Source organism: Micromonospora sp. CA-244673, assembly GCF_050948395.1.
Taxonomy (GTDB): domain Bacteria; phylum Actinomycetota; class Actinomycetes; order Mycobacteriales; family Micromonosporaceae; genus Micromonospora.
The window spans coordinates 6992574-7014928 of sequence record NZ_CP192019.1 but is presented as its reverse complement, the minus strand read 5'-3'; the positions used below and the strand labels follow the sequence as shown (position 1 = coordinate 7014928).

Genomic DNA, 22355 nt, shown 5'->3' with positions numbered 1-22355 from the left:
TGTGGGCCTGTATCCTCGGGCGCGGTGGTCTCCGGGCCACCAGGGAGACTTCGCCTAGTCTGGTCTATGGCGCCGCACTGCTAATGCGGTTGGGGTTTTAAAGCCCCTCCCGGGTTCGAATCCCGGAGTCTCCGCGCGAAAGCCGGTGTGTAGACTGGCCGAGCAGCAAGCGCCCGTAGCTCAATGGATAGAGCATCTGACTACGGATCAGAAGGTTAGGGGTTCGAGTCCCTTCGGGCGCACATAGGTAAACACTCAGGGCCGGTCGCTTGCGACCGGCCCTGAGTGCAACCGGTGACTACCACGTCATTTCTTGGGCTCCTCATCAAGGCGGCCCGCCCGGTCCGGCTCCCGCCTGCTGGCGACCTCCGGCCGACATCGGCCCGGCCGGCCGGCCCGGATTCATGACGACGAGGGCTCCGAAGACCTCGGGGCTTCGGCCCGAACCCCGGTCCTCAGAGAGGCCGCCGCGGATCACCTCGCCGGGCACCACGAGGTCTGGTTGGGTCCACGACTGCCCGACGGGGAGATCCGTATTCAGCAGAGCTCGGCGCCCACAAACGCAGACAGATCGGCACAGGTGTAATCCGTGTCTGGCTCGCGCCAGCGTCTACCGCCGTCACCGCCTAGGTCGATGGGACGGCCAAATCGGTGCGCGCGGGGCAATGCTCTGGCGAGCATGGTGGGATGGGGCGACCATCGAAGCCGGCGCAGGCTGGGGGCATCCTGCGTGGCGAGGAGGACGCCCAGCAGGTCAGCTTCCTGGAGCTGTTCTTCGACCTGGCGTTGGTCTTCGCCCTGGTCGGGGTCGTCAGCCGGATGGTGCCGGACCTGCTCTCCCCCAACCTGGGCCTGCGCTGGCGGTCGCTGCTGTACACGGTCGTCTTGGCCCTGCCGTTGCTCTGGCTGTGGACGACCACCACGTACATAACCAGCCGGTTCGACTTCCGCAACCGCTGGATTCAGCTGCTGGTCCTGGTCAGCGCGTTCGGCCTGCTGATCATGGCGACGTCCCTGCCGTACGAGTTCGAGCCACGCGGCGCCACCTTCGCCGTGGTGTACGTGGTGCTGCATGTCGGACGCCCTTTGCTGCTCCGGCCGTTGTTACGGGAGCACGACGAGGTACGGGCGCTCTACACCCGCCTGGCCATCTGGGCCAGCGTCTCCGGCGTAATCTGGCTGGCCGGGGCGGTGATGCGCGGAAACTTCCGGGTCGTGCTGTGGTTGATCGCCATCACTGTGGACCTGGTCGCGGCGCGGTTCAAATGGCCGATACCCGGCATCCACCGAGCGCCCACCAGCGCGTGGGCGATGGCCAGCAGCCGACACCTGCCCGAGCGCTACCAGCAACTGTTGCTGATCGCGCTCGGCGAGACGGTGCTGTCCATCGGCCTCACGTACACCAAACACCCGGCCACGTTCGCCGCAACGGCGGCCCTGGTGATCACGTTCCTGTCGTCCGTGCTGATGTGGCGGATCTACTTCTATCGCGCTGGCGAGGTGCTGGCCGAGGCGGTCGAGATGTCGTCGAACCGGGCGGCTGCCGGTGGGATCGTCGGCGTGGCCCATCTGCTCATGGTGCTCGGCATCACCGCCGTCGCGGCTGGCGCGGAGGTCGTGCTGGCGCATCCCTCCGGGTCCTCCGTGCCGGCCTGGCTCTTCGTCATCCTCGGCGGGCCGGCGATCTTCCTGTTCGGCCGCAGTCGGTTGGAACGGGTCGTCTTCAACCGGCTCGCCGTGCGCCGGCTCGTCGGCATCGCCGCCCTGGTGCTGCTGGCGCCGCCGCTGTTCTTCGCTCCGCCGTTGCTCGCCGCCATCGCCGCTGCCGTCGTGCTGCTCGGCGTCGCCGCTGCGGACGCTCGACGCGCCGCCGGCCGCCCACCCGAGGCCCCGTCCCCGTCCGCCTAGCGGTGGCGGTCCGCATCCACGCACATGCCGTCGGAGCGGGCCGGGCGGTAGCTTGCCTCCGTGCGTGCGGAGGTGCGGTACGTCCGGTTCCCGGACCTCGAAACTGCCCAATCCTGCGATAACAAGGTGCAGCTCGCCGAGGTGTACGTCGGCGTCGTTGGCGAGCCGGGCGAGGAGCGGAGCGAGCCTCGCACCTCCCTCGTCGGGATCACATCGCAAGTCGTACTCGGACGGAGGCCGCCGTCGAGGGAGGTGTGCCCAGCTCTTCGACGGGCATGTCGATGGCAGGTTGAGTGGTGAGACTTGCGCGCTCGATCCGGTCGAGGCGGAACCACCGGATCGCCTCGCGGCGGTGACAGCGCGCCACGAGGAACCAGTGGCCGGCCGTGAACGCGAGTAGTTGGGGGTCAACCCGGCGGGTTGTCGGCGCACCGTGGCGATCGCGGTAGTGCAGCACCAGGACCTTGCGCTCCTGAAGGGCATGTTCGATCGCGCTGCGCCGGCGCGGATCAGCTGCTTCGGTGGGGCTCTGGTCGATCCAGACGCGCTCGGTCAAGCCGTCCGCGTGCCGCCGCGCCTGCGGGTCCATCACCGCCAGCACCTTCACCAGGGCGGCTCGGGCCTGCCTGTCGAATGGTTGTCCACGGTGTGCTGCGATCGCCGCGGCGAGCGCGGAAGCTTCGGCGGCGGTGAAGTTCACCGGCGGCAAGGTGGCGGCATGGTCGACGACGTATCCGCCGATCCGGCCCGTGCGCGCCCAGACGGGGAACCCGCCCTGTTGCAGAGCGGAGATGTCGCGCTTGACGGTGCGGACACTGATCTCGAACGTGGCGGCGAGCTGTTCCGCGGTGCGGCCTCGGGGACCGGCACGGCGGAGATCTTCCCGGATCGCATAGAGCCGGTCGGTGCGGTTCATGCGTGAACGGTGCCATAACGGTGACATCCAGCGCGTCCACAATCCGGCGCATGACACAGTCGCAGGAACCCATCCTGTTGTTGAGCGGCGCCGGTCTTCCCACCTGGATCTGGGATCAGGTGCGCGAAGAACTGGCCCCGTCGCACCGGACGGTGGTCGCTGAGCGACCGCGTCATGATCGCGCTTCGCTCACGGAGTACGCCACTGCGGCACTGGATTCGGCACCGTGGGAGCGTTTCGCGGTCGTGGCGCACTCCAGTGGCGGGACTGTCGCAGCGGAACTCGTCACCCGCGCACCTGACCGGGTGGGCGCGTTCCTGGCGGTCACGGCGGTCGTGCCGAAGCCGGGACGCAGCTTCCTCGCCTCGATGCCGTTGCCGAACCGGGTCGTGCTGAGCCTGGCCATGCGGCTGGCTGGCACCCGACCGCCCGATGCCGCCATCCGGCGAGGCGTGGCCAGCCGGGTTGACACGGAGACGGCCGATCGCCTCGTGGCGGAGTTCAACCCCGAGTCCGTGCGCCTCTACCGGGACGCGCCGGAAGGCGGCGGCTTTCCCGAACGTCGGGGCTACCTCTCCGCCAGCCGGGACGCTGCACTCCCGATCGGACTGCAGCAGCGATTCGCGCGCAACCTCGACACGAGCTGGAATGAATCTTTCGACAGCGGACACCTACCCATGCTCGAAGCGCCCGACGCTCTCGCCCGGCGAATCAAGAGCTTCCTCGCCAACAGACCCAGTTGACCGCAGTCGGCTACTGCGGACGGACCGGATCACGTCCCCTGGCTAAGCTCTCCGCAATGCAGGCCGAGCAACAGCCGCAGGTCGGATCTGTCCAGGCGCGGAACAACCAGCCGGGGGACGCCCAGGTCGCCTACGCGACCGGGTCAGCGCCCTCGGCACCCCGCCGTCGACCGTGGCGGCGCCCGTTCCTGATGGCGGCCATTGTCCTCGCGGTCCTGGCAGCCGCCGCGGCCGTGCTCACCTACGTTCGGGGCGGCTTCAACGACGACGGTCGTTTCCGCGCGGTGCCACCGCCGTGCGCGGCGCTCGAGCCGAGTGTGCATCTGCTCGGCACCACCTACACCTTGCAGCAGGCCGGCTCCAACAATTGCCAGCTCATGCTTCCGCAAAATCATCCCGACTACGTCGCGGCTCCCAAGATCGAGGTCTACTACAAAATCATCACCTCCCCCGGGAAGGATGCGCCGGATGCCGCCAGCCGGGAACTACGGCGGGTGATGAGGGAGCCCCGGCCACTGCCCGGCGTGGGCGACGAGGCGTACCGCTGGAGCGGGGGCCTTGCCCTGCGGGTGAGCAACCTCGTGGTGGGCATCGTGGTCTACCCACGGCAAGCCAGCACGGAGGGCCAAATCCAGGCCTTCGCCGCCGACCTTGCTGACCGCCTGGGCGAAAGCTGAGTTGTCAGCGGCGGAGCCGCGTACCCGGAAGCGATCTTGGGTTCGCGCGGCCCTGGTCAGTCGGGGTGGTGGTGATCGCCGACGGATCTCCGCCCGAACTTGCCGGCGACCGCGTGCGCGGTGTCGGTGACCTCCCCTGTCTCCAGGAGTTGCTTCAGCCGGCGCAGGTTCGCCGCGACCTCCGCGGCGGGTGGCTTCCCGGCCAGGGTCAGCGCGATGCGGCCCAGTCTCCCGAAGGGTGTCTCCAGCACCTCGTGAACCTCGGTCCGGCCCGGGTCGGACCCGGGGGCGAACCGCACCGTCCAGTGACTTCTCATCCCGGGCGCGGCAGTGGTCTCGTACCGGAGCAATGTGTTCGTGCGCTCCTCGGTGAGCCTTACCGTGGAGCGGAGTCTCACGCCGAGGGGTCCCCGAATTGCCCATCGGAACGTTGCCGGCCTGATCTGTTCACAGGCCATGACGTCGCCCAGGAAGCGGGGCAGGTTCCGGAAGTCGCGGTAGAAGTCGAAGACGTCCGCCACCCGGCGCTCTATCGTCACTCTCGCCTCGGCCGGGTGGTCGCGGCGCGGTGGTGAGTGGCGCATCGCTGCCTCCCGCGGATGCTTCGCATGTCAGCCCTGCTGCGATCCACGCCGCTTGCCCGAGTGCCCGTCCACTAAACCCCGGCTCGGGTCCCACTGCCGGTTGGCCTCCTCCGCCGCCCGTCGGCGCTTGTCGGCGACACGCCTGCCCGCGTCGAGTCCGCGCATCGACGCGCCGACCGTCACGGCGGCGAGCCAGGCAAGGGTGCCCAGCACCGCGACGGCCCGGAAGCCGCCGGTCACCCAGCAGGCGAGGATGACGGCGAGCCCGCCGGCCGCGATGCCCCGGCCCGGTGTGGCGGGCAGGTGTCGCAGCGCCGAGCCGATGAGCACGGCCAGCGCCAACGAGGCGATGGGGCTGGGCTCCTGCGGCAGGTCGGCGACCTGCGAGCCGAGGACCGCCATCGCGACCACGGCCAGGCCGGCGACGGCCGTCCAGGTCCGGTTGATCCGGCGACCCAGCGCGAGCAGGGACACCACCGCGGCCACGGCGGTGTCGGGGACCGCGTAGCCGCCGCCCCAGCTGTCGCTGATCATGTACGCGGTGAAGGCGGTGCCCAGTAGGGCCGCCACGGCGAAGGCGACGTCGAAGGCCATTGCAGCCCCGCGGGCCGACCGGTCCGAAGTGTCCATGCGACGGACGCTAGGTAGTCGCCGGGGGCCGCCGAACCGGTCAAAAGTACGGTCCGAGGCGCGTCGAGCCGTGCTTTGGGCCGATGTTGCCGGGGGACCGCCTCCCGAGGATGGGCTCATGCCTACCGAAGAGATGCCGCGATGCTCTGGTTGAGTTGGCGGCAGTTCCGCACCCAGGCCCTCGTCGGCGTCGTCGCGCTCGCGCCGCTGGCGGCCCTTCTCCTGTTCACCGGTCTGGACATCCGGCAGGCCTACGACCGTTACCGGTCGCGGTGCGCGGTCGCCGACCGGTGCCTGGACGCGATGAGCCAGTTCCAGGACGACTACCGGACCCGGCTGCTCCTTCTCGCCCTGCTGCTGGCGGTCCTCCCGGCCGTGCTGGGCGTGTTCTGGGGCGCGCCGCTGATCGCCCGGGAGTTGGAGACGGGCACCCAGCGGCTGGTCTGGAACCAGAGCGTCACGCGGCGCCGCTGGCTGGCGGTCAAGCTGCTCGTCGTCGGGTTGGGCAGCGTGCTGGTCGCGGCCCTGGCCAGCCTGCTGCTGACCTGGGCGGCGAGCCCTTACGACGAGGTGTCGGGGGAGCGGTTCGGCGCGCTGGCGTTCGGCGCCCGCAACCTGACGCCGGTCGCGTACGCGGCGCTGGCCTTCGTGCTCGGCGCGGTCGCCGGGCTGCTGGTCCGGCGGACGGTGCCGGCCATGGCGTTGACCGTCCTCGCCTTCACGCTGCTCCAGCTCCTGATGCCGAACCTGGTGCGGCCGCACCTGGTGGCGCCGGTCACCGTGACCAGGCCGATGACCGCCGGCGCGTTCCGCGAGCTGCGCGGGGTAGGCGCCGATGCCACGGTGAAGGGTCTGAGCGTCCCCGACGCCTGGGTCACCGGCACCAGCAAGCTGCTCACGGCCGGCGGACGGCCGGTCGACGCCAGGACGGTGGACACCTGCCTGACCCGGCCGCCGCGGGGCGCCGGCGACACGGCGGACTGCCTCGGCGCGTTGAACCTGCACGTCACGGTCGCCTACCAGCCCGACAGCCGCTACTGGTCGTTCCAGTGGATCGAGTCGGCGGGCTGTCTCGCGCTCGCGGGGCTGCTGGCGGGCTTCGGCCTGTGGCGGATCCAACGGCAGGTCTGCTGATCGCCGCCCGCCGGGGCGGTGCCGGGGAACCGCGGCCGCCGCGCGCCGTCCGGAAAACCGGTCAAAAGTACGGTGACCGGAAGCGCCCGACCCGACTTTGGACCGATGCCGCGGCACACCCCGATCCGCAGGATCGATGCCATGCCATCGGAGAACCCCTTTCCCGCACTCCAGGCCGAGGGCCTGACGAAGCAGTACGGCAAGCGGCCGGCGCTGGCCGACTGCGACCTCGACGTCCCCCGCGGACGGGTCGTCGGCCTGGTCGGGCCGAACGGCGCCGGCAAGTCCACGTTGCTGAACCTCGCCTGCGGCCTGATCACGCCGACGGCCGGGACCCTGCGGGTGCTCGGTTCGCCCCCGGCGGCGGACGCCGCACACCTGGCCAGGGTCGGGTCCGTCGCCCAGGACACCCCGGTCTACGGCGCGTTCACCGTGGCGGACCACCTGCGGATGGGCGCGAAGCTGAACCCGTCCTGGGACCGGTCCCTGGCGGACCGGCGCATCGCGCAGGTCGGGCTCAACCCCAAGCAGAAGGCGGGCCGGCTCTCCGGCGGCCAGCGCGCCCAGCTGGCGCTGACCATCGCCGCCGCGAAGCGCCCCGAGCTGCTGATCCTCGACGAGCCGGCCGCCGCGCTGGACCCGCTGGCGCGGGACGGGTTCATGCAGAACCTCATGGAGTTCGTCGCCGAACTCGGCGCCAGCGCGATCCTCTCCTCGCATCTGCTCGGTGACGTGGAGCGGGTCTGCGACTACCTGATCGTGCTCTGCGCCTCCCGGGTGCAGGTCGCCGGCGAGGTGAGGGACCTGCTGGCCCGGCACCACCGGCTGGTCGCCCCGCGCCACGAGCTGGACCGGCTGCCGGCCGGGGTGGAGGTCATCCGGGTGCGGCACACCGACGAGCGCAGCGAGGCGGTGGTGCGGGTGGCCGGGACGCTGCCGCGTACGCCCTGGAGCGTCGAGCCGGTCTCGCTGGAGGACCTGGTCCTCGCCTACATGACCCGGGCGGCCGGGGTTCCCGCCGGCCCGGCCGGCGCCCCGGCGGGGGAGGTCGTGCGGTGATCTGGTTGACCTGGCGGCAGTTCCGCGGGCCGGCCCTGGCCGGCGTCGTCGCCCTGGCCCTGCTCGCCGCGTACCTTCTCCATCTCGGGTTCGACATCCGGGAGTCCTACGACAACCACCGGGCACAGTGCGCCGGCCTGGCCGACTGCGGTCCGCAGCTGAGCCGGTTCAGCGCCGACCACGAGAACAACCTGCTCTACCTGGCCGCGGTGCTCGGGCTCATCCCGGGGCTGGTCGGCATGTTCTGGGGCGCGCCGCTGGTGGCCCGGGAGGTGGAGGCCGGGACCCAACGGCTGGTCTGGAGCCAGAGCGTGACCCGGCGGCACTGGCTGGCGGTCAAGCTGGCCCTGGTGGGGCTGGCCGGCATGGTGCTGACCGGCGCGGCCAGTCTGCTGCTGACCTGGGCGGCCGGCCCGGTCGACCAGGTGGCCGACAACCGGTTCAGCACCATCCTGTTCGGTGCCCGGAACGTCGCGCCGATCGCGTACGCGGCCTTCGCCCTCGTGCTCGGGACGATCATCGGGCTGCTGGTGCGCCGGACGGTGCCGGCCATGGCGCTGACCATCCTGACCTTCGTCGTCGTCCAGTTCCTGGTGCCCAACGTGATCCGGCCGCACTTCCTGCCGCCGGAGCACCGGACCGTGCCGATGACCGCGCAGGCCATCAACCAGGCCCGCAGCCTGGGCAGCATCACCGGCGCTCCGGTGGTGAAGGGCCTGACCGTGCCGGACGCCTGGGTCACCGACGTCAGCGAACTGCTCACGAGGACCGGCGAGCCGCTGGACGAGGGGATCTTCGACGGGTGCTTCACCGACGCGCCGGAGACCGGCACGGCCGAGGGCCCGTACGGGGACACCGCGGTGTGCCTGGCGGAGCACGACCTGCACGTGACGGTCGCGTACCAGCCGGACAGCCGGTACTGGTCCTTCCAGTGGCTGGAGTCGGCGTTCTACCTGCTGCTCGCGGGGCTGCTGGCCGGCTTCGGGTTCTGGCGGCTCCAGCGCCGTCCGAGCTGAGCGCCGGACTTGACCGGTAGGAATTTCCCTACCTATTATCGTCGCCATGGGAGAGCGCCGATGCCACTGATGATCGAGGCCGTGGGCCTCAGCAGGTCCTTCGGAAAGGTCGCCGCCCTCAACGGGCTCGACGTGCGCCTGGAGTCCGGCCAGGTCGCCGCGGTCCTCGGACCCAACGGCGCCGGCAAGACCACCTTCCTGCGCATGATCTCCACGCTCGTTCGGCCGGACGCCGGCACGCTGCGGGTCTGTGGCGTCGACGTGACCGCCGAGCCGGCCCGGGTCCGCCAGCTGATCGGCCTCGCCGGGCAGCACGCCACGGTCGAGCCCGCGCTGACCGGGCGGGAGAACCTTCAGCTGATCGCCCGGCTGTTCGGGCAGGACCGGCGCAGCGCCCGGGCCAACGCCGAGGAGATGCTGGAGCGGCTGCGCCTCGGCGAGGCCGGCGACCGGCTGGTCCGCACCTACTCCGGCGGCATGCGGCGGCGCCTCGACCTGGGCGCCAGCCTGGTCGGCCGTCCGCAGGTCCTGCTGCTCGACGAGCCCACCACCGGACTCGACCCGCGGAGCCGGATCGAGCTGTGGGACACCATTCGCACGCTCACCACCGACGGCACCGACGTCCTGCTCACCACGCAGTACCTGGAGGAGGCGGACCGCCTCGCCGACACCATCCTGATCATCGACCATGGGCAGGTGGTCGCCTCCGGCACGGCCAAGGAGCTCAAGAGCCGGGCCGGCCGCGACATCGTGGAGATCCACGTCCGCGACCGTGCGGATCTCGATCCGGCCGTGCGGGCGCTGGCCCGGATCGGCGCCGAGACGCCGGTGGTCGACCAGGGCTCGCTGATGGCCTCGGTGGCGGTCGACGCCGGCCCGGAGCGGCTCCGCGAGGCGTTGCGGCAGGTCGGTGAGCTGGGCGTGCACGTCGAGGAGGTGGGCCTGCGCCGGCCCACGCTCGACGAGGTGTTCCTGTCGCTGACCGGGCCGGCCGAGCCCCGTGGCGGCGAGCCGCAGCCGCCCGGGTCCTCCGCGGGCACCGAGCCCGAGCCCGAGACCGTGTCGAGGAGTGCCCGATGACCGCCGTGACCGCGCCGCACCCGGCCAACAACGCCCGCCTGCTGCCCAGCGTCGGTGTGCTCACCGGGCGCGCCCTGCGCATCTACCGGCGTACGCCCCAGCTGCTGTTCCTGCGGATCGTGCAGTCGGTGGCGTTCCTGCTGATCTTCCGGTACGTCTTCGGCGGCGCGATCGGCACCGGCACGATGCGCTACGTCGACTTCATGGCGCCCGGGCTGCTCACGGTGGGCATCATGTTCGCCACCATCGGCACCGCGCTCGGGGTGGCCGAGGACCACGTCGGGGGCCTCTTCGACCGGCTGCGGTCGCTGCCCATGCCGCGCAGCGCGGTGCTCACCGGGCGCGTGCTGGCGGACCTCGCCATGACCGTCGCGGTGCTCGTCCCGACCATCGTGATCGCGTTCGCGGTGGGGATGCGGGTGCACACCGGCTGGGCGTCCGCGCTCGGCGCGCTGGGCCTCCTGGTGCTGTTCGGGTTCGCCTTCGTCTGGGTCTTCGTGGCGGTCGGGCTGCTGGCCGGCAGCGTCCAGGCGGCGCAGGGCATCTCGTTCATCGTGATGCCGATCAGCTTCGCGTCCAGCGCCTTCGTGCCCACGTCCAGCATGCCGGGCTGGCTCCAGGCGTTCACCGAGCACCAGCCGGTGACGGTGGTGGTCGACGCGGTCCGCACCCTCACCCAGGGCGCGCCCGCCGAGGCGCTGCTCGGCCACGGCACCGGCTACTACGTCACCCGGGCGTTGATCTGGATCATCATGCTGACCGTGGTCTTCGCGGGCCTGGCCATCGCTCGCTACCGGAGCCGCTGACCGGCGGCTATCGTTCCGGTGCCGGGTCGCACCGGTTTCCGGGCCAGGTGACCTCCAGGGGGTGCGGTGTCCTCCGCCACGGGAGTGGACGTCTTCGCGGCGCTGGCCAGCCCGGTCCGCCGCGACCTCATCCGGCTGCTGCGCGACGGCGGCCCGCAGTCGGTGCAGGATCTGGCCGCCTCGTTCGACATGCGCCGGCCCAGCGTCTCCGAGCACCTCAAGGTGCTCCGCGACGCCGGCCTGGTGACCGAGCGCCGTAGTGGCCGCAAGCGGCTCTACCGGCTGGAGCCGGAGCCGCTCATGGACCTGCGCGACTGGCTCACCCCCTACGAACGGTTCTGGCGCGAGCGGATGAGCGACTTCGCCGCGCTGGTGGCCGAGGAGTCCGCAACCGAGGGGGAGCCGGAGTGAATGAACCGGACAAGATCGAGGTCGACCAGTTCCTGCCGTATCCGCCGGCGCAGGTGTGGCGGATCCTGGTCGACCCCGATCTGATGGCCCGCTGGCTGATGCCCAACGACTTCAAGCCGGTGGTCGGCCACCGGTTCACCTTCCAGGGCAGGCCCATGCCGGCGTTGCGCTTCGCCGGCACCATCCACTGCGAGGTCCTCGCCGTCGAGCCGGAACGGCTGCTCCGGATCACCTGGGTGGACCGCGGCGGCAGCGGCCTCGACTCGGTCGTCACCTGGCGCCTGGAGCCCGAGGGCCGGGGCACCCGGATGCTGATGGAGCACTCCGGGTTCGACCTCGACAGCCCGTTCCAGTCGGTCGCCCACCGCACCATGGGCAGCGGCTGGCGCTCCTCGGTGGTGCGCTCCATGCTCACGGTGCTGGAGCAGGAGGCCTGACGGCCCGCGGGCGCCGCCCCGCCCTTACAGCCGCTCCGGGGTGCGGATGCCGAGCAGGTGGAGGCCCTGCCGGAGCACCCGCGCGGTCAGGTCGCAGAGCACGAGCCGGCTCTCCCGGACCGGCTCGTCGGCCCGCAGCACGGGGCAACGCTCGTAGAAGGCGCTGAAGGCGGCGGCGAGCCGGGACAGATAGCCGGTCAGGTGGTGGAACTCCAGGTTCTCCGCCACCTCGCCGACCATCGGGCCGAAGCCGACCAGCTCGAAGGCGAGCGCCCGCTCGGCCGGCTCGGCCAGCGAGATCCCCGCCTCCGGCCGCGCCGCCACCCCGGCCCGCCGGAAGATCGACCGGATCCGGGAGTACGCGTACTGGAGGTAGGGCGCGGTGTTGCCGTCCAGGGACAGCATCCGCTCCCAGTCGAGCACGTAGTCCTTCTGCCGGTCGCTGGACAGGTCGGCGTACTTGATCGCGCCGATGCCGACCGCCCGGCCCACCTCGGCCGACTCCGCCTCGCCCAGCTCCGGGTTCCGCTCCCGGGCCAGCGCGGTGGCGCGGGCCACCGCCTCCTCCAGGAGCCCGACCAGCTTCACCGACCCGCCGGCCCGGCTGCGCAGCATCCGCCCGTCCGGCCCGAGGATCGAGCCGAACCCGACATGCTCGGCCCGGGCGGGCGGGGCCAGCCAACCGGCCTGCGCGGCGGCGGCGTAGACCATCTCGAAGTGCCGCCGCTGCGGCAGCCCGACCACATAGAGCAGTCGGGTCGCGCCCAGCGTGCCGGTCCGGTGCCGGATTGCCGCGAGGTCGGTCGCCGGATAGCCGTACCCGCCGTCGGACTTGCGCACGATCAGCGGCAGCGGCTCGCCGTCCCGGCCCACCGAGCCGGGCGGGAACACGCAGGCCGCGCCGTCGCTGGACCGCAGCAGCCCGAGCCGGTCCAGCTCATCGACCACCGGGCCGAGCAGGTCGTTGTAGCTGCTCTCGCCGTGGAAGTCCCGCTCGGTGAGGGTGACGTCGAGCAGGTCGTAGACGGTGAGGAAGTAGCGCTCGGACTGCTCCACGAGCAGCCGCCACAGCCGCAGCGTCGACGGGTCCCCGCCCTGCAACGCCACCACGCGCAGCCGGGACCGCTCGCGGAACGCCTCGTCCGCGTCGAACTTGGCCCGGGCCGCCTTGTAGAACGAGTCCAGGTCGCCCATCGACAGCTCCCGCGCCGCCTCGGTCTCGCCCAGGTCGGCCAGGTGCTCGATCAGCATGCCGAAGGGGGTGCCCCAGTCGCCCAGGTGGTTGGCCCGCAGCACCCGGTGCCCCAACCACTCCAGCAGCCGGGCCGCGGCGTCGCCGATCACGGTCGAGCGCAGGTGCCCGACGTGCATCTCCTTCGCCACGTTGGGCGCCGAGTAGTCGATCACCACGGTCTCCGGGGCGGTGGTCGCCGGCACCCCGAGCCGCGGGTCGGTGGCCAGCGCGGAGACCAGCCCGGCCAGGACCTCGTCGGCGACGGTCAGGTTGAGGAAACCCGGACCGGACACCTCCGCCACGCTGCACAGGTCGGCCAGTTCCGCGCGCTCCAGCACCTCGGTGGCGACGGCCCGCGGCGGCCGGCCGATCCGCCGGGCCAGCGCCAGCGCCGCGTCGGACTGGAAGTCCGCCCGCTGGGAGCGCCGCACGACCGGGTCGACCGGCACGCCGGCCACCGTCGCGAACGCCGGCGCCAGCCGGTCGGTCAGCAGTTTCTCCAGATCCATGGGTACGCCGATCTCGCTCGGATCCGCCGCAGGCGGATCACCGGACGGGGATGCGGGCGGACCGAGGACGATCGGCGATGACCGGCGGCTCGATCCGCCGGTCGCAGTGAGGAATGCTCAGCGCAGGCGGTCGCGGGACCGCCGGCGTCGCAGCGCGCCGAACAGGACGTCGGAAGACGCCGTCGGGTACGCGTGCGAGCTGGTCATGCCGGCAGCCTAGCCGGTCGGCCCGGGGGCGGCGCAAGGCCGTTCCCGGGCCGACCGGCCGGCGTACCCGGGAACTCAGGCCGGCGTGCCGGCGGTCTTGCGGTAGCGCTCGGCCCGCCGCCGCACCTGGGTGTACGCGCTGGTCAGACCCATCGCCCGGCGGACCTCGACAAGGGTGCGGCGCACCTCGGCGCGGGTCCGCTCGGTGCCCGCGACGATCAGCTCGTCGACCAGGCCGGGTTGCCCCTCGAACCGGGCCCGCCGCTCGCGGACCGGGTCGAGGAACCGGTTGAGCGCGCCCGCCAGTTCCTCCTTGACCTCGACGTCACCGACCCGGCCGGCCCGGTAGCGCGTCTTCAATTCCTCGACGGTCGCCCGGTCCGGGTGGAACACGTCGAGGTACGCGAAGACCGGGTTCCCCTCGACCGTGCCCGGCACGTCGGCGCGGATCCGGTTCGGGTCGGTGTACATGCCCAGCACCTTGCGCCGCACCGTGGCCGGGTCGTCGGAGAGCGCGATGGCGTTCCCCTTGCTCTTGCTCATCTTCCCGGCGCCGTCGGTGCCGACCAGGTTGGGCGTCTCCGACATGATCATTTCGGGTACGGGGAAGACCTCGCCGTAGAGGTGGTTGAAGCGCCTTGCGATCTCCCGGGTCACCTCCACGTGCGCGGCGTTGTCCTTGCCCACTGGCACGACCTGCCCCTTCACGCAGAGGATGTCGGCGGCCTGGAGGACCGGATACCCGAGCAGCCCGTACGGCATCTCCTCCTTGCCGGCGTCGCGGCTCATCTCCTTGAGCGACGGGACCCGTTCCAGCCGGGGCACGGTGATCAGGTTCTGGAACAGGGTGTTCAGGTCGCCGACCTCGGGGATCGCCGACTGGAGGTAGAAGGTGGCCCGGTCCGGCTCGACACCGGCGGCGAGGATGTCGGTGACCATCTCGCGGGCGTTGCGGGAGACCTGCTCGATGTCCTCGCGGCTGTTCCGCGTGGTGAGCATGTGCAGGTCGGCGATGATGAAGAAGCTCTCGTAGCGCTGGTGCAGCTTCACCCGGTTGGCGATGCTGCCGACGTAGTGGCCCAGGTGCAGCCGCCCGGTCGGGCGGTCACCGGTGAGCATCCGTGCTGAGGACATGGTCGTACGCCTCTCGTGGCTGTGCGGTGAAGGACGCGCGGGCGCGCGGAAGAGACCCGGGGTGTGCCCGGATCAGTGGGGTTGGCTCGTCAGTGCGAGCGCCGCCATCGCCCGCCGGCGCGGAACCGCAGCCCACCGGCACGGAGGACGTCGAGGATCTGCTCCCGACCGTCGTCGACGCGGGCCGGGAGAACCGGAGCGGCAGCCGCCGGGAGACCGTCGAGGGTCTCCGGGGCGCAGGTGCTCGGCCGGACCATGCCTGACACGGTAGCCGGTCCCCGGCCCACCGCGCAGACCGGAACGGCCTGCTCAGTCCCGCCGGTAGCTCTGGGCGTAGTAGTCGCCGACAGTTCCCGGTCGGCGAATCGGGGGAAACACGAATGCAATTCCGAATTCACGTGGGATCGGTTCTGCGAGATACCTCATAATCGACTTCCACCCATCGACCGGACCACTCCCGCGCAGGTGGGAGGCGGTGTCGCGGTCGTCCGGCACACCGGAGCGCGGACCGGAGTGTCCAGCGCGCACATTCGGTGGGGCCGCCGTCCACACCATTCTGATCCCGCATCCGATCGGCATCAGGAAAGGGAATTCACATGCAGCGAGCCATTGGACGAATCGGGATGGTGGCGGCCGGGGCGGCCGTGCTGGTGGCGGTGGCGGGCACCGGCGCGGGGGCCGCCGTGGTCAACCCGTACACCCCGCAGGCGCTCTGCGGGCTCGGCTTCACCGCCGTGGACCAGGACCCGATCCACGACGCCGCCACCGGCGCGCGGCTCGGCACCGTCCACCTCCTCCGCAATCCCCTCACGGGGTACGGCTGCACGGTCACCCTGAAGTCCGCGTACGTCGGCACGCTCACCGGGACCAGCGTCTACCTGGACCCGGAGTGGACGACCCACCGGGCGGACGAGGGCAACCGCCTCTACGCCGCCGGCCCGGTCCACCTCTATGTCGGCACCGGCTGCGCGATCTGGGGCGGCTCGATGACCGACCCGGCGGGTGTCGTCCACCGCCACGACCGGGCGAACCCGGCGATCGGCGGGGCGGTCACCTGCTTCTGACCATCGAGCGGTGGGCCGGATTCGCGCGGCGCGTGGGCCGGCCCGCCGTTACGGTCGCCGGGTGGGCAGGATGCGGGGAATCCACGAGCGGCCGGTGGGGCTCACCTACCAGCCGGACCTGGTCGACGACGACGAGGAGCGTTCCCTGGTCGCCACCCTCGACGCGCTCGACTTCCGCGAGGTCCGCATGCACGGGCAGATCGCGCGGCGCACCGTCCGGCACTTCGGCTACGACTACGACTACGGCTCCTTCCAGCTCACGGCCACCGAGGCGCTGCCGGTGGCGCTGCGCTGGGTGCGCGAGCGGTGCGCGGCGCTCGCCGGGGTCGAGCCCGAGGCGCTCGCCCAGACGCTCGTCACCCGCTATCCACCGGGCTCCGTCATCGGCTGGCACCGCGACGCACCCGCCTTCGGGCCGACCGTCGTCGGCCTCTCGCTGGGCTCCGCGTGCCTGCTGCGGTTTCAGCGCGGCACCGGAGAGAACCGCCGGGTGTACGAGCTGGAGCTCGGGCCCCGCTCCGGGTACGCGCTCACCGGGGCGGCCCGGACCGCGTGGCAGCACAGCATCCCGCCGGTGCCGGCGCTGCGGTACTCGCTGACCTTCCGCATGCTCCGGTCCTCGGGCTCCTGACCCGACCTGCGGCGACCTGCCGCTGGCATACTGGCCAGCCATGGTGCTGTCGCGCGGCTGGTCGCTGTTCCTGGTCGGGGTCGGGGTCTGGACCTGGGTGATCTGGCCGCGGTTCGCGGTCGCCATCTGGAACGACCCGCGGGCGTGGTCGGCCGGCGCGGTCGGCGAGGGCAGCCCGACCAGCTTCCTCTGGGTGCACGCGCTGCTCATCGCGGCGTCGCTGGTCATCGGTACGACCGTCGGAGTGCTCGGCATCCGGGGCTGGCTCGCGGCCCGCCGCCGGCCGACCGCCTGAGCGTCGCCTCCCGACGCCGCCGGTCCAGGGCGGGATGTCCGCGGCTGCTCGGGAATGGAGCGGCGCCCAGGAGCGCTGTGTCCCCGGTACGCGGGCCGCCCGGCCCTGGCCGGGAGCGGGGGAACCTTCGCCGCGGCGTCGTTGAGCAGGGAAGATAGCCCTGCGGTGATGATGTGACGCGGGACGCTACCCCTGGATTTGACGATCAAACCCGAATCCGCGTAACTTTCTCTCTGCCAGCGCGGAACGGGGCAAACGGGACGAAGGTCCTGGGGCCCGGAACCGGGACTGGCGCCGGCGCCGACGAGGTTCTACCTCCACGGAGCTGGACCCGGGTGGGGCTCGCCGAAAACGCCGCAGGGCGGATTTGGCGCAGCGGAACCGACCGGGTAAGGTTGACGACCGGCAGGGCACCGGGCGAGCTGGCGGGAAACCGCAAGCGGCCGGCCTGCCAAATCCGATGACCAAGCACAGCGGTCCGCCGCTGCGCGTGTTCAACGGCGCCGACCCGTACGAAGCGTGACAGACCGGGACACACGGTTTGACACGGCAGAGACGGTGAGGTAACGTAGTAAAAGTGCCCGGCGCGAGAGCGGCGGGTGTGGTGCAACGAAATGCCCCGGACGGGGGCTCCACGGTGTGGGGTTTCTGGACGGTGTGTGGTTGTTCTTTGAGAACTCAACAGGGTGCTTGATAAGCCAGTGCCAAATTGATTTATACCCCGGACTGGCAGCTCTTCTTTGGGAGGGTTTGCTGGTTGGGATTCCTTTGGCAACACTTTTGTTGTCAGGATGATTGTTCAACAAAGATTTTTGTTGGAGAGTTTGATCCTGGCTCAGGACGAACGCTGGCGGCGTGCTTAACACATGCAAGTCGAGCGGAAAGGCCCTTCGGGGTACTCGAGCGGCGAACGGGTGAGTAACACGTGAGCAACCTGCCCTAGGCTTTGGGATAACCCCGGGAAACCGGGGCTAATACCGAATATGACCTTTCCTCGCATGAGGTTTGGTGGAAAGTTTTTCGGCCTGGGATGGGCTCGCGGCCTATCAGCTTGTTGGTGGGGTGATGGCCTACCAAGGCGACGACGGGTAGCCGGCCTGAGAGGGCGACCGGCCACACTGGGACTGAGACACGGCCCAGACTCCTACGGGAGGCAGCAGTGGGGAATATTGCACAATGGGCGGAAGCCTGATGCAGCGACGCCGCGTGAGGGATGACGGCCTTCGGGTTGTAAACCTCTTTCAGCAGGGACGAAGCGTAAGTGACGGTACCTGCAGAAGAAGCGCCGGCCAACTACGTGCCAGCAGCCGCGGTAAGACGTAGGGCGCGAGCGTTGTCCGGATTTATTGGGCGTAAAGAGCTCGTAGGCGGCTTGTCGCGTCGACTGTGAAAACCCGCAGCTCAACTGCGGGCCTGCAGTCGATACGGGCAGGCTAGAGTTCGGTAGGGGAGACTGGAATTCCTGGTGTAGCGGTGAAATGCGCAGATATCAGGAGGAACACCGGTGGCGAAGGCGGGTCTCTGGGCCGATACTGACGCTGAGGAGCGAAAGCGTGGGGAGCGAACAGGATTAGATACCCTGGTAGTCCACGCTGTAAACGTTGGGCGCTAGGTGTGGGGGGCCTCTCCGGTTCCCTGTGCCGCAGCTAACGCATTAAGCGCCCCGCCTGGGGAGTACGGCCGCAAGGCTAAAACTCAAAGGAATTGACGGGGGCCCGCACAAGCGGCGGAGCATGCGGATTAATTCGATGCAACGCGAAGAACCTTACCTGGGTTTGACATGGCCGCAAAACTGTCAGAGATGGCAGGTCCTTCGGGGGCGGTCACAGGTGGTGCATGGCTGTCGTCAGCTCGTGTCGTGAGATGTTGGGTTAAGTCCCGCAACGAGCGCAACCCTCGTTCGATGTTGCCAGCGCGTTATGGCGGGGACTCATCGAAGACTGCCGGGGTCAACTCGGAGGAAGGTGGGGATGACGTCAAGTCATCATGCCCCTTATGTCCAGGGCTTCACGCATGCTACAATGGCCGGTACAATGGGCTGCGATACCGCGAGGTGGAGCGAATCCCAAAAAGCCGGTCTCAGTTCGGATCGGGGTCTGCAACTCGACCCCGTGAAGTCGGAGTCGCTAGTAATCGCAGATCAGCAACGCTGCGGTGAATACGTTCCCGGGCCTTGTACACACCGCCCGTCACGTCACGAAAGTCGGCAACACCCGAAGCCGGTGGCCCAACCCTTGTGGAGGGAGCCGTCGAAGGTGGGGCTGGCGATTGGGACGAAGTCGTAACAAGGTAGCCGTACCGGAAGGTGCGGCTGGATCACCTCCTTTCTAAGGAGCACCATCCGTCGAAAGACGGTATGGAGCCCGCACTGCCCGAATGTGGTGGTGGGGTGCTCAATGGCGGAGACACTGGCGAGTCCTTTCCCTGGCAACGGCCGGGTTCCTTCTAGTACGGCCACCTTCGCGGGTGGTGTGGAACGAAGTCCTGGTGCGGCTGGGGAGGATGGAGAGCACCCTGTTGGGTCCTGAAGGAACAACCACTGGTTGTCTTTCAGAGCCTTGGAGGCGGGCGTGAGCTCGTCGAGGCGCCAGGCATGGCCTGGCCTCGCATACCGCCGGCGGATGTCGGGTTTGGTGTGGGGCGTGTCGGGTTGTGGGTTGGTCGTTTGTTGAGAATTGCACAGTGGACGCGAGCATCTTTGTGGTCAAGTTGTCAAGGGCGAACGGTGGATGCCTTGGCACCAGGAGCCGATGAAGGACGTGGGAGGCCGCGATAGGCCTGGGGGAGCTGTCAACCAAGCTGTGATCCCAGGGTGTCCGAATGGGGAAACCCGGCACCAGTCATGTGGTGTCACCCACACCTGAACACATAGGGTGTGTGGAGGGAACGCGGGGAAGTGAAACATCTCAGTACCCGTAGGAAGAGAAAACAACAAGTGATTCCGTGAGTAGTGGCGAGCGAAAGCGGATTGAGGCTAAACCGGCTGCGTGTGATACCTGTCAGGGGTTGCGTGGTCGGGGTTGTGGGACCCTGCTGAGTGTGCTGACACACGCTCGAGAAGTTACAAAGTCAGTGGCTAGTCGAACAGTCTGGAAAGGCTGACCGTAGACGGTGATAGTCCGGTAGGTGAAAGTTGCTGACCTTCTGTGGGTGTTCCCGAGTAGCGGCGGACCCCTGAAATCTGCCGTGAATCTGCCAGGACCACCTGGTAAGCCTAAATACTTCCTGGTGACCGATAGCGGACGAGTACCGTGAGGGAATGGTGAAAAGTACCCCGGGAGGGGAGTGAAATAGTACCTGAAACCGTTCGCCTACAATCCGTCGGAGCCTTGCGGGGTGACGGCGTGCCTTTTGAAGAATGAGCCTGCGAGTTAGTGGCATGTGGCGAGGTTAACCCGTGTGGGGGAGCCGTAGCGAAAGCGAGTCTGAATAGGGCGTATTCAGTCGCATGCTCTAGACCCGAAGCGGAGTGATCTAGCCATGGGCAGGCTGAAGCGCGGGTAAGACCGCGTGGAGGGCCGAACCCACCAACGTTGAAAAGTTGGGGGATGACCTGTGGTTAGGGGTGAAAGGCCAATCAAACTCCGTGATAGCTGGTTCTCCCCGAAATGCATTTAGGTGCAGCGTCGCGTGTTTCTTGCCGGAGGTAGAGCACTGGATGGTCTAGGGGGCCCACAAGCTTACCGAAATCAGCCAAACTCCGAATGCCGGTAAGTGAGAGCGCGGCAGTGAGACTGCGGGGGATAAGCTTCGTAGTCGAGAGGGAAACAGCCCAGATCACCAGCTAAGGCCCCTAAGCGTGTGCTAAGTGGAAAAGGATGTGGGGTCGCATAGACAACCAGGAGGTTGGCTTAGAAGCAGCCACCCTTTAAAGAGTGCGTAATAGCTCACTGGTCAAGTGGTTCCGCGCCGACAATGTAGCGGGGCTCAAGCACACCGCCGAAGCTGTGGCATTCACATTTTAACCTCGCTTGGACTTGATTCCTTGTGCAGGTGTGTGGATGGGTAGGGGAGCGTCGTGCCGCGAGTGAAGCAACGGGGTGACCTAGTTGTGGACGCGGCACGAGTGAGAATGCAGGCATGAGTAGCGAAAGAAGGGTGAGAAACCCTTCCGCCGGATGACCAAGGGTTCCAGGGCCAGGCTAATCCGCCCTGGGTGAGTCGGGACCTAAGGCGAGGCCGAGAGGCGTAGTCGATGGACAACGGGTTGATATTCCCGTACCCGCGAAAGAGCGACCCTGACGAACCTCGTTGTGCTAACCACCCGAACCTCGGGAGGTCTTCGGACCGAACGAGGCGAGCGTGGGAACCTGGCGGGTAGTAGTCAAGCGATGGGGTGACGCAGGAAGGTAGCTGAGCCCGGCCGGTGGTTGTGCCGGGGTAAGCGTGTAGGCCGTGCCGTAGGCAAATCCGCGGCGCATGAAGGCTGAGACGTGATGCCGAGCCGATTCAGGTGAAGTCAGTGATCCTATGCTGCCGAGAAAAGCCTCTAGCGAGTTCTTAGCGGCCCGTACCCCAAACCGACACAGGTGGTCAGGTAGAGAATACCGAGGCGATCGGGCGAACTGTGGTTAAGGAACTCGGCAAATTGCCCCCGTAACTTAGGGAGAAGGGGGGCCGGAGACGTGAAGCCCCGCGCGGGTGGAGCGTTGTATGGCCGCAGAGAGCAGGGGGAAGCGACTGTTTACTAAAAACACAGGTCCATGCGAAGAAGTAATTCGATGTATATGGACTGACGCCTGCCCGGTGCTGGAACGTTAAGGGGACCTGTTAGCTCTTCGGGGCGAAGCGGAGAACTTAAGCGCCAGTAAACGGCGGTGGTAACTATAACCATCCTAAGGTAGCGAAATTCCTTGTCGGGTAAGTTCCGACCTGCACGAATGGCGTAACGACTTCCCCACTGTCTCAACCACAGGCCCGGCGAAATTGCACTACGAGTAAAGATGCTCGTTACGCGCGGCAGGACGGAAAGACCCCGGGACCTTTACTATAGCTTGACATTGGTACTTGAGTTAGCTTGTGTAGGATAGGTGGGAGCCGGTGAAGTCCATACGCCAGTATGGGTGGAGGCAATCTTGAAATACCACTCTGGTTGATTTGGGTATCTAACTTCGGACCGTTATCCGGTTCAGGGACAGTGTCTGGTGGGTAGTTTAACTGGGGCGGTTGCCTCCTAAAGGGTAACGGAGGCGCCCAAAGGTTCCCTCAGCCTGGTTGGCAATCAGGTGTTGAGTGCAAGTGCACAAGGGAGCTTGACTGTGAGACTGACAGGTCGAGCAGGGACGAAAGTCGGGACTAGTGATCCGGCACTGGCATGTGGAAGCGGTGTCGCTCAACGGATAAAAGGTACCCCGGGGATAACAGGCTGATCTTCCCCAAGAGTCCATATCGACGGGATGGTTTGGCACCTCGATGTCGGCTCGTCGCATCCTGGGGCTGTAGCAGGTCCCAAGGGTTGGGCTGTTCGCCCATTAAAGCGGTACGCGAGCTGGGTTTAGAACGTCGTGAGACAGTTCGGTCCCTATCCGCCGTGCGCGTAGGATACTTGAGAAGGGCTGTCCCTAGTACGAGAGGACCGGGACGGACGAACCTCTGGTGTGCCAGTTGTCCCGCCAGGGGCACGGCTGGTTAGCTACGTTCGGAAGGGATAACCGCTGAAAGCATCTAAGCGGGAAGCTCGCTTCAAGATGAGGTATCCCACCCACTTTGTGGGGTAAGGCCCCCAGCTAGACGACTGGGTTGATAGGCCGGAAATGTAAGCCCGGTAACGGGTTCAGTTGACCGGTACTAATAGGCCGAGGACTTGACTACCAAGCTGCTACGCGTCCACTGTGCAACTCTGAACGAGCGAACAACCTGTTGGTTGTTTTGACATGTTCA

Annotated in this window: 19 protein-coding genes, 2 tRNA genes and 2 rRNA genes; 17 read left to right on the top strand and 6 right to left on the bottom strand. The window is 68.3% G+C overall.

The annotated features are described in order from the left end of the window. Positions 1–43: 43 nt before the first annotated feature. The 3 genes from ACQP12_RS32330 to ACQP12_RS32320 all read left to right on the top strand — a co-directional run bounded on the left by ACQP12_RS32330 (position 44) and on the right by ACQP12_RS32320 (position 1908). Positions 44–134: transfer RNA gene (locus ACQP12_RS32330), tRNA-Ser, on the top strand. A 35-nt stretch (positions 135–169) separates the two neighbouring features. After that, positions 170–242 (top strand) — tRNA-Arg (locus ACQP12_RS32325). A gap of 445 nt (positions 243–687) precedes the next feature. Continuing rightward, positions 688–1908 (top strand): low temperature requirement protein A, encoded by a 1221-nt coding sequence (locus tag ACQP12_RS32320; RefSeq protein WP_433283825.1) that lies wholly within the window; start codon positions 688–690, stop codon positions 1906–1908. Between the two features lie 208 nt (positions 1909–2116). On the opposite strand, the gene ACQP12_RS32315 is transcribed toward ACQP12_RS32320, so the two are convergent. Next, entirely contained in the window at positions 2117–2824 is a 708-nt protein-coding gene (locus ACQP12_RS32315) for a helix-turn-helix transcriptional regulator (protein ID WP_433283823.1), read from the bottom strand. A 50-nt stretch (positions 2825–2874) separates the two neighbouring features. Between ACQP12_RS32315 and ACQP12_RS32310 the strand changes: the two genes are divergently transcribed. Further along, positions 2875–3567, top strand: a complete 693-nt coding sequence (locus tag ACQP12_RS32310) for an alpha/beta fold hydrolase (RefSeq protein WP_433283821.1) — start codon at positions 2875–2877, stop codon at positions 3565–3567. Positions 3568–3623: 56 nt separating this feature from the next. Continuing rightward, on the top strand, positions 3624–4244 hold the full coding sequence (locus ACQP12_RS32305) for a hypothetical protein (RefSeq protein ID WP_433283819.1): 621 nt from the start codon (positions 3624–3626) through the stop codon (positions 4242–4244). Positions 4245–4300: 56 nt separating this feature from the next. Here the strand turns inward: ACQP12_RS32305 and ACQP12_RS32300 are convergent, their stop codons facing one another. Together ACQP12_RS32300 and ACQP12_RS32295 are read right to left on the bottom strand one after the other, a co-directional pair. Further along, positions 4301–4828: an SRPBCC family protein gene (locus tag ACQP12_RS32300; RefSeq protein WP_433283817.1), complete on the bottom strand. Its 528-nt coding sequence runs from the start codon at positions 4826–4828 to the stop codon at positions 4301–4303. Positions 4829–4855: 27 nt separating this feature from the next. Continuing rightward, positions 4856–5458 (bottom strand): hypothetical protein, encoded by a 603-nt coding sequence (locus ACQP12_RS32295; protein ID WP_433283815.1) that lies wholly within the window; start codon positions 5456–5458, stop codon positions 4856–4858. A 141-nt stretch (positions 5459–5599) separates the two neighbouring features. On the opposite strand from ACQP12_RS32295, the gene ACQP12_RS32290 reads away from it, so the two are divergent. The 7 genes from ACQP12_RS32290 (at position 5600) to ACQP12_RS32260 (ending at position 11401) form a co-directional block, all read left to right on the top strand. Continuing rightward, complete coding sequence (locus ACQP12_RS32290; protein WP_433283813.1) at positions 5600–6592, top strand: ABC transporter permease subunit; 993 nt, start codon at positions 5600–5602, stop codon at positions 6590–6592. Between the two features lie 141 nt (positions 6593–6733). Next, positions 6734–7651, top strand: coding sequence for an ABC transporter ATP-binding protein (locus tag ACQP12_RS32285; RefSeq protein ID WP_433283811.1), 918 nt, complete (start codon positions 6734–6736; stop codon positions 7649–7651). Next, a complete protein-coding gene (locus tag ACQP12_RS32280) occupies positions 7648–8667 on the top strand; it encodes an ABC transporter permease (RefSeq protein WP_433283809.1) in 1020 nt (339 codons plus the stop codon). Before ACQP12_RS32285 ends, ACQP12_RS32280 begins: the two co-directional genes overlap by 4 nt. Before the next feature lie 60 nt (positions 8668–8727). Beyond that, positions 8728–9747: an ATP-binding cassette domain-containing protein gene (locus ACQP12_RS32275; RefSeq protein ID WP_433283807.1), complete on the top strand. Its 1020-nt coding sequence runs from the start codon at positions 8728–8730 to the stop codon at positions 9745–9747. Then, positions 9744–10553, top strand: coding sequence for an ABC transporter permease (locus ACQP12_RS32270; protein ID WP_433283805.1), 810 nt, complete (start codon positions 9744–9746; stop codon positions 10551–10553). Before ACQP12_RS32275 ends, ACQP12_RS32270 begins: the two co-directional genes overlap by 4 nt. A gap of 66 nt (positions 10554–10619) precedes the next feature. Then, complete coding sequence (locus tag ACQP12_RS32265) at positions 10620–10964, top strand: ArsR/SmtB family transcription factor (RefSeq protein ID WP_357944543.1); 345 nt, start codon at positions 10620–10622, stop codon at positions 10962–10964. Continuing rightward, positions 10961–11401 carry an SRPBCC family protein gene (locus ACQP12_RS32260; protein WP_433283803.1) on the top strand — a complete coding sequence of 147 codons (441 nt, stop codon included), beginning with the start codon at positions 10961–10963 and terminating at the stop codon, positions 11399–11401. The genes ACQP12_RS32265 and ACQP12_RS32260 overlap by 4 nt, the downstream gene beginning before the upstream one ends. Positions 11402–11425: 24 nt before the next feature. On the opposite strand, the gene argS is transcribed toward ACQP12_RS32260, so the two are convergent. From argS to ACQP12_RS32245, 3 genes are all read right to left on the bottom strand, one after another. Beyond that, positions 11426–13144, bottom strand: coding sequence for an arginine--tRNA ligase (gene argS / locus ACQP12_RS32255; protein WP_433283801.1), 1719 nt, complete (start codon positions 13142–13144; stop codon positions 11426–11428). A 282-nt stretch (positions 13145–13426) separates the two neighbouring features. Beyond that, the gene (trpS, locus tag ACQP12_RS32250; RefSeq protein WP_357944551.1) at positions 13427–14485 is read right to left on the bottom strand and encodes a tryptophan--tRNA ligase; all 1059 of its coding nucleotides are present in this window, start codon (positions 14483–14485) and stop codon (positions 13427–13429) included. An 89-nt stretch (positions 14486–14574) separates the two neighbouring features. Then, a complete protein-coding gene (locus ACQP12_RS32245) occupies positions 14575–14742 on the bottom strand; it encodes a hypothetical protein (RefSeq protein ID WP_167364291.1) in 168 nt (55 codons plus the stop codon). Between the two features lie 339 nt (positions 14743–15081). Between ACQP12_RS32245 and ACQP12_RS32240 the strand changes: the two genes are divergently transcribed. The 5 genes from ACQP12_RS32240 (at position 15082) to ACQP12_RS32220 (ending at position 22286) form a co-directional block, all read left to right on the top strand. Beyond that, positions 15082–15549, top strand: a complete 468-nt coding sequence (locus ACQP12_RS32240; protein ID WP_433283798.1) for a hypothetical protein — start codon at positions 15082–15084, stop codon at positions 15547–15549. A 70-nt stretch (positions 15550–15619) separates the two neighbouring features. Then, positions 15620–16180, top strand: coding sequence for an alpha-ketoglutarate-dependent dioxygenase AlkB (locus ACQP12_RS32235; protein WP_433289554.1), 561 nt, complete (start codon positions 15620–15622; stop codon positions 16178–16180). Between the two features lie 40 nt (positions 16181–16220). After that, positions 16221–16475 carry an SCO4848 family membrane protein gene (locus ACQP12_RS32230; protein ID WP_433283796.1) on the top strand — a complete coding sequence of 85 codons (255 nt, stop codon included), beginning with the start codon at positions 16221–16223 and terminating at the stop codon, positions 16473–16475. Between the two features lie 812 nt (positions 16476–17287). Further along, positions 17288–18802 (top strand): 16S ribosomal RNA (locus ACQP12_RS32225). Between the two features lie 375 nt (positions 18803–19177). After that, a 23S ribosomal RNA gene (locus ACQP12_RS32220) occupies positions 19178–22286 on the top strand. Together the 16S and 23S rRNA genes form the textbook arrangement of a ribosomal RNA operon. The last annotated feature ends 69 nt before the right edge of the window (positions 22287–22355 follow it).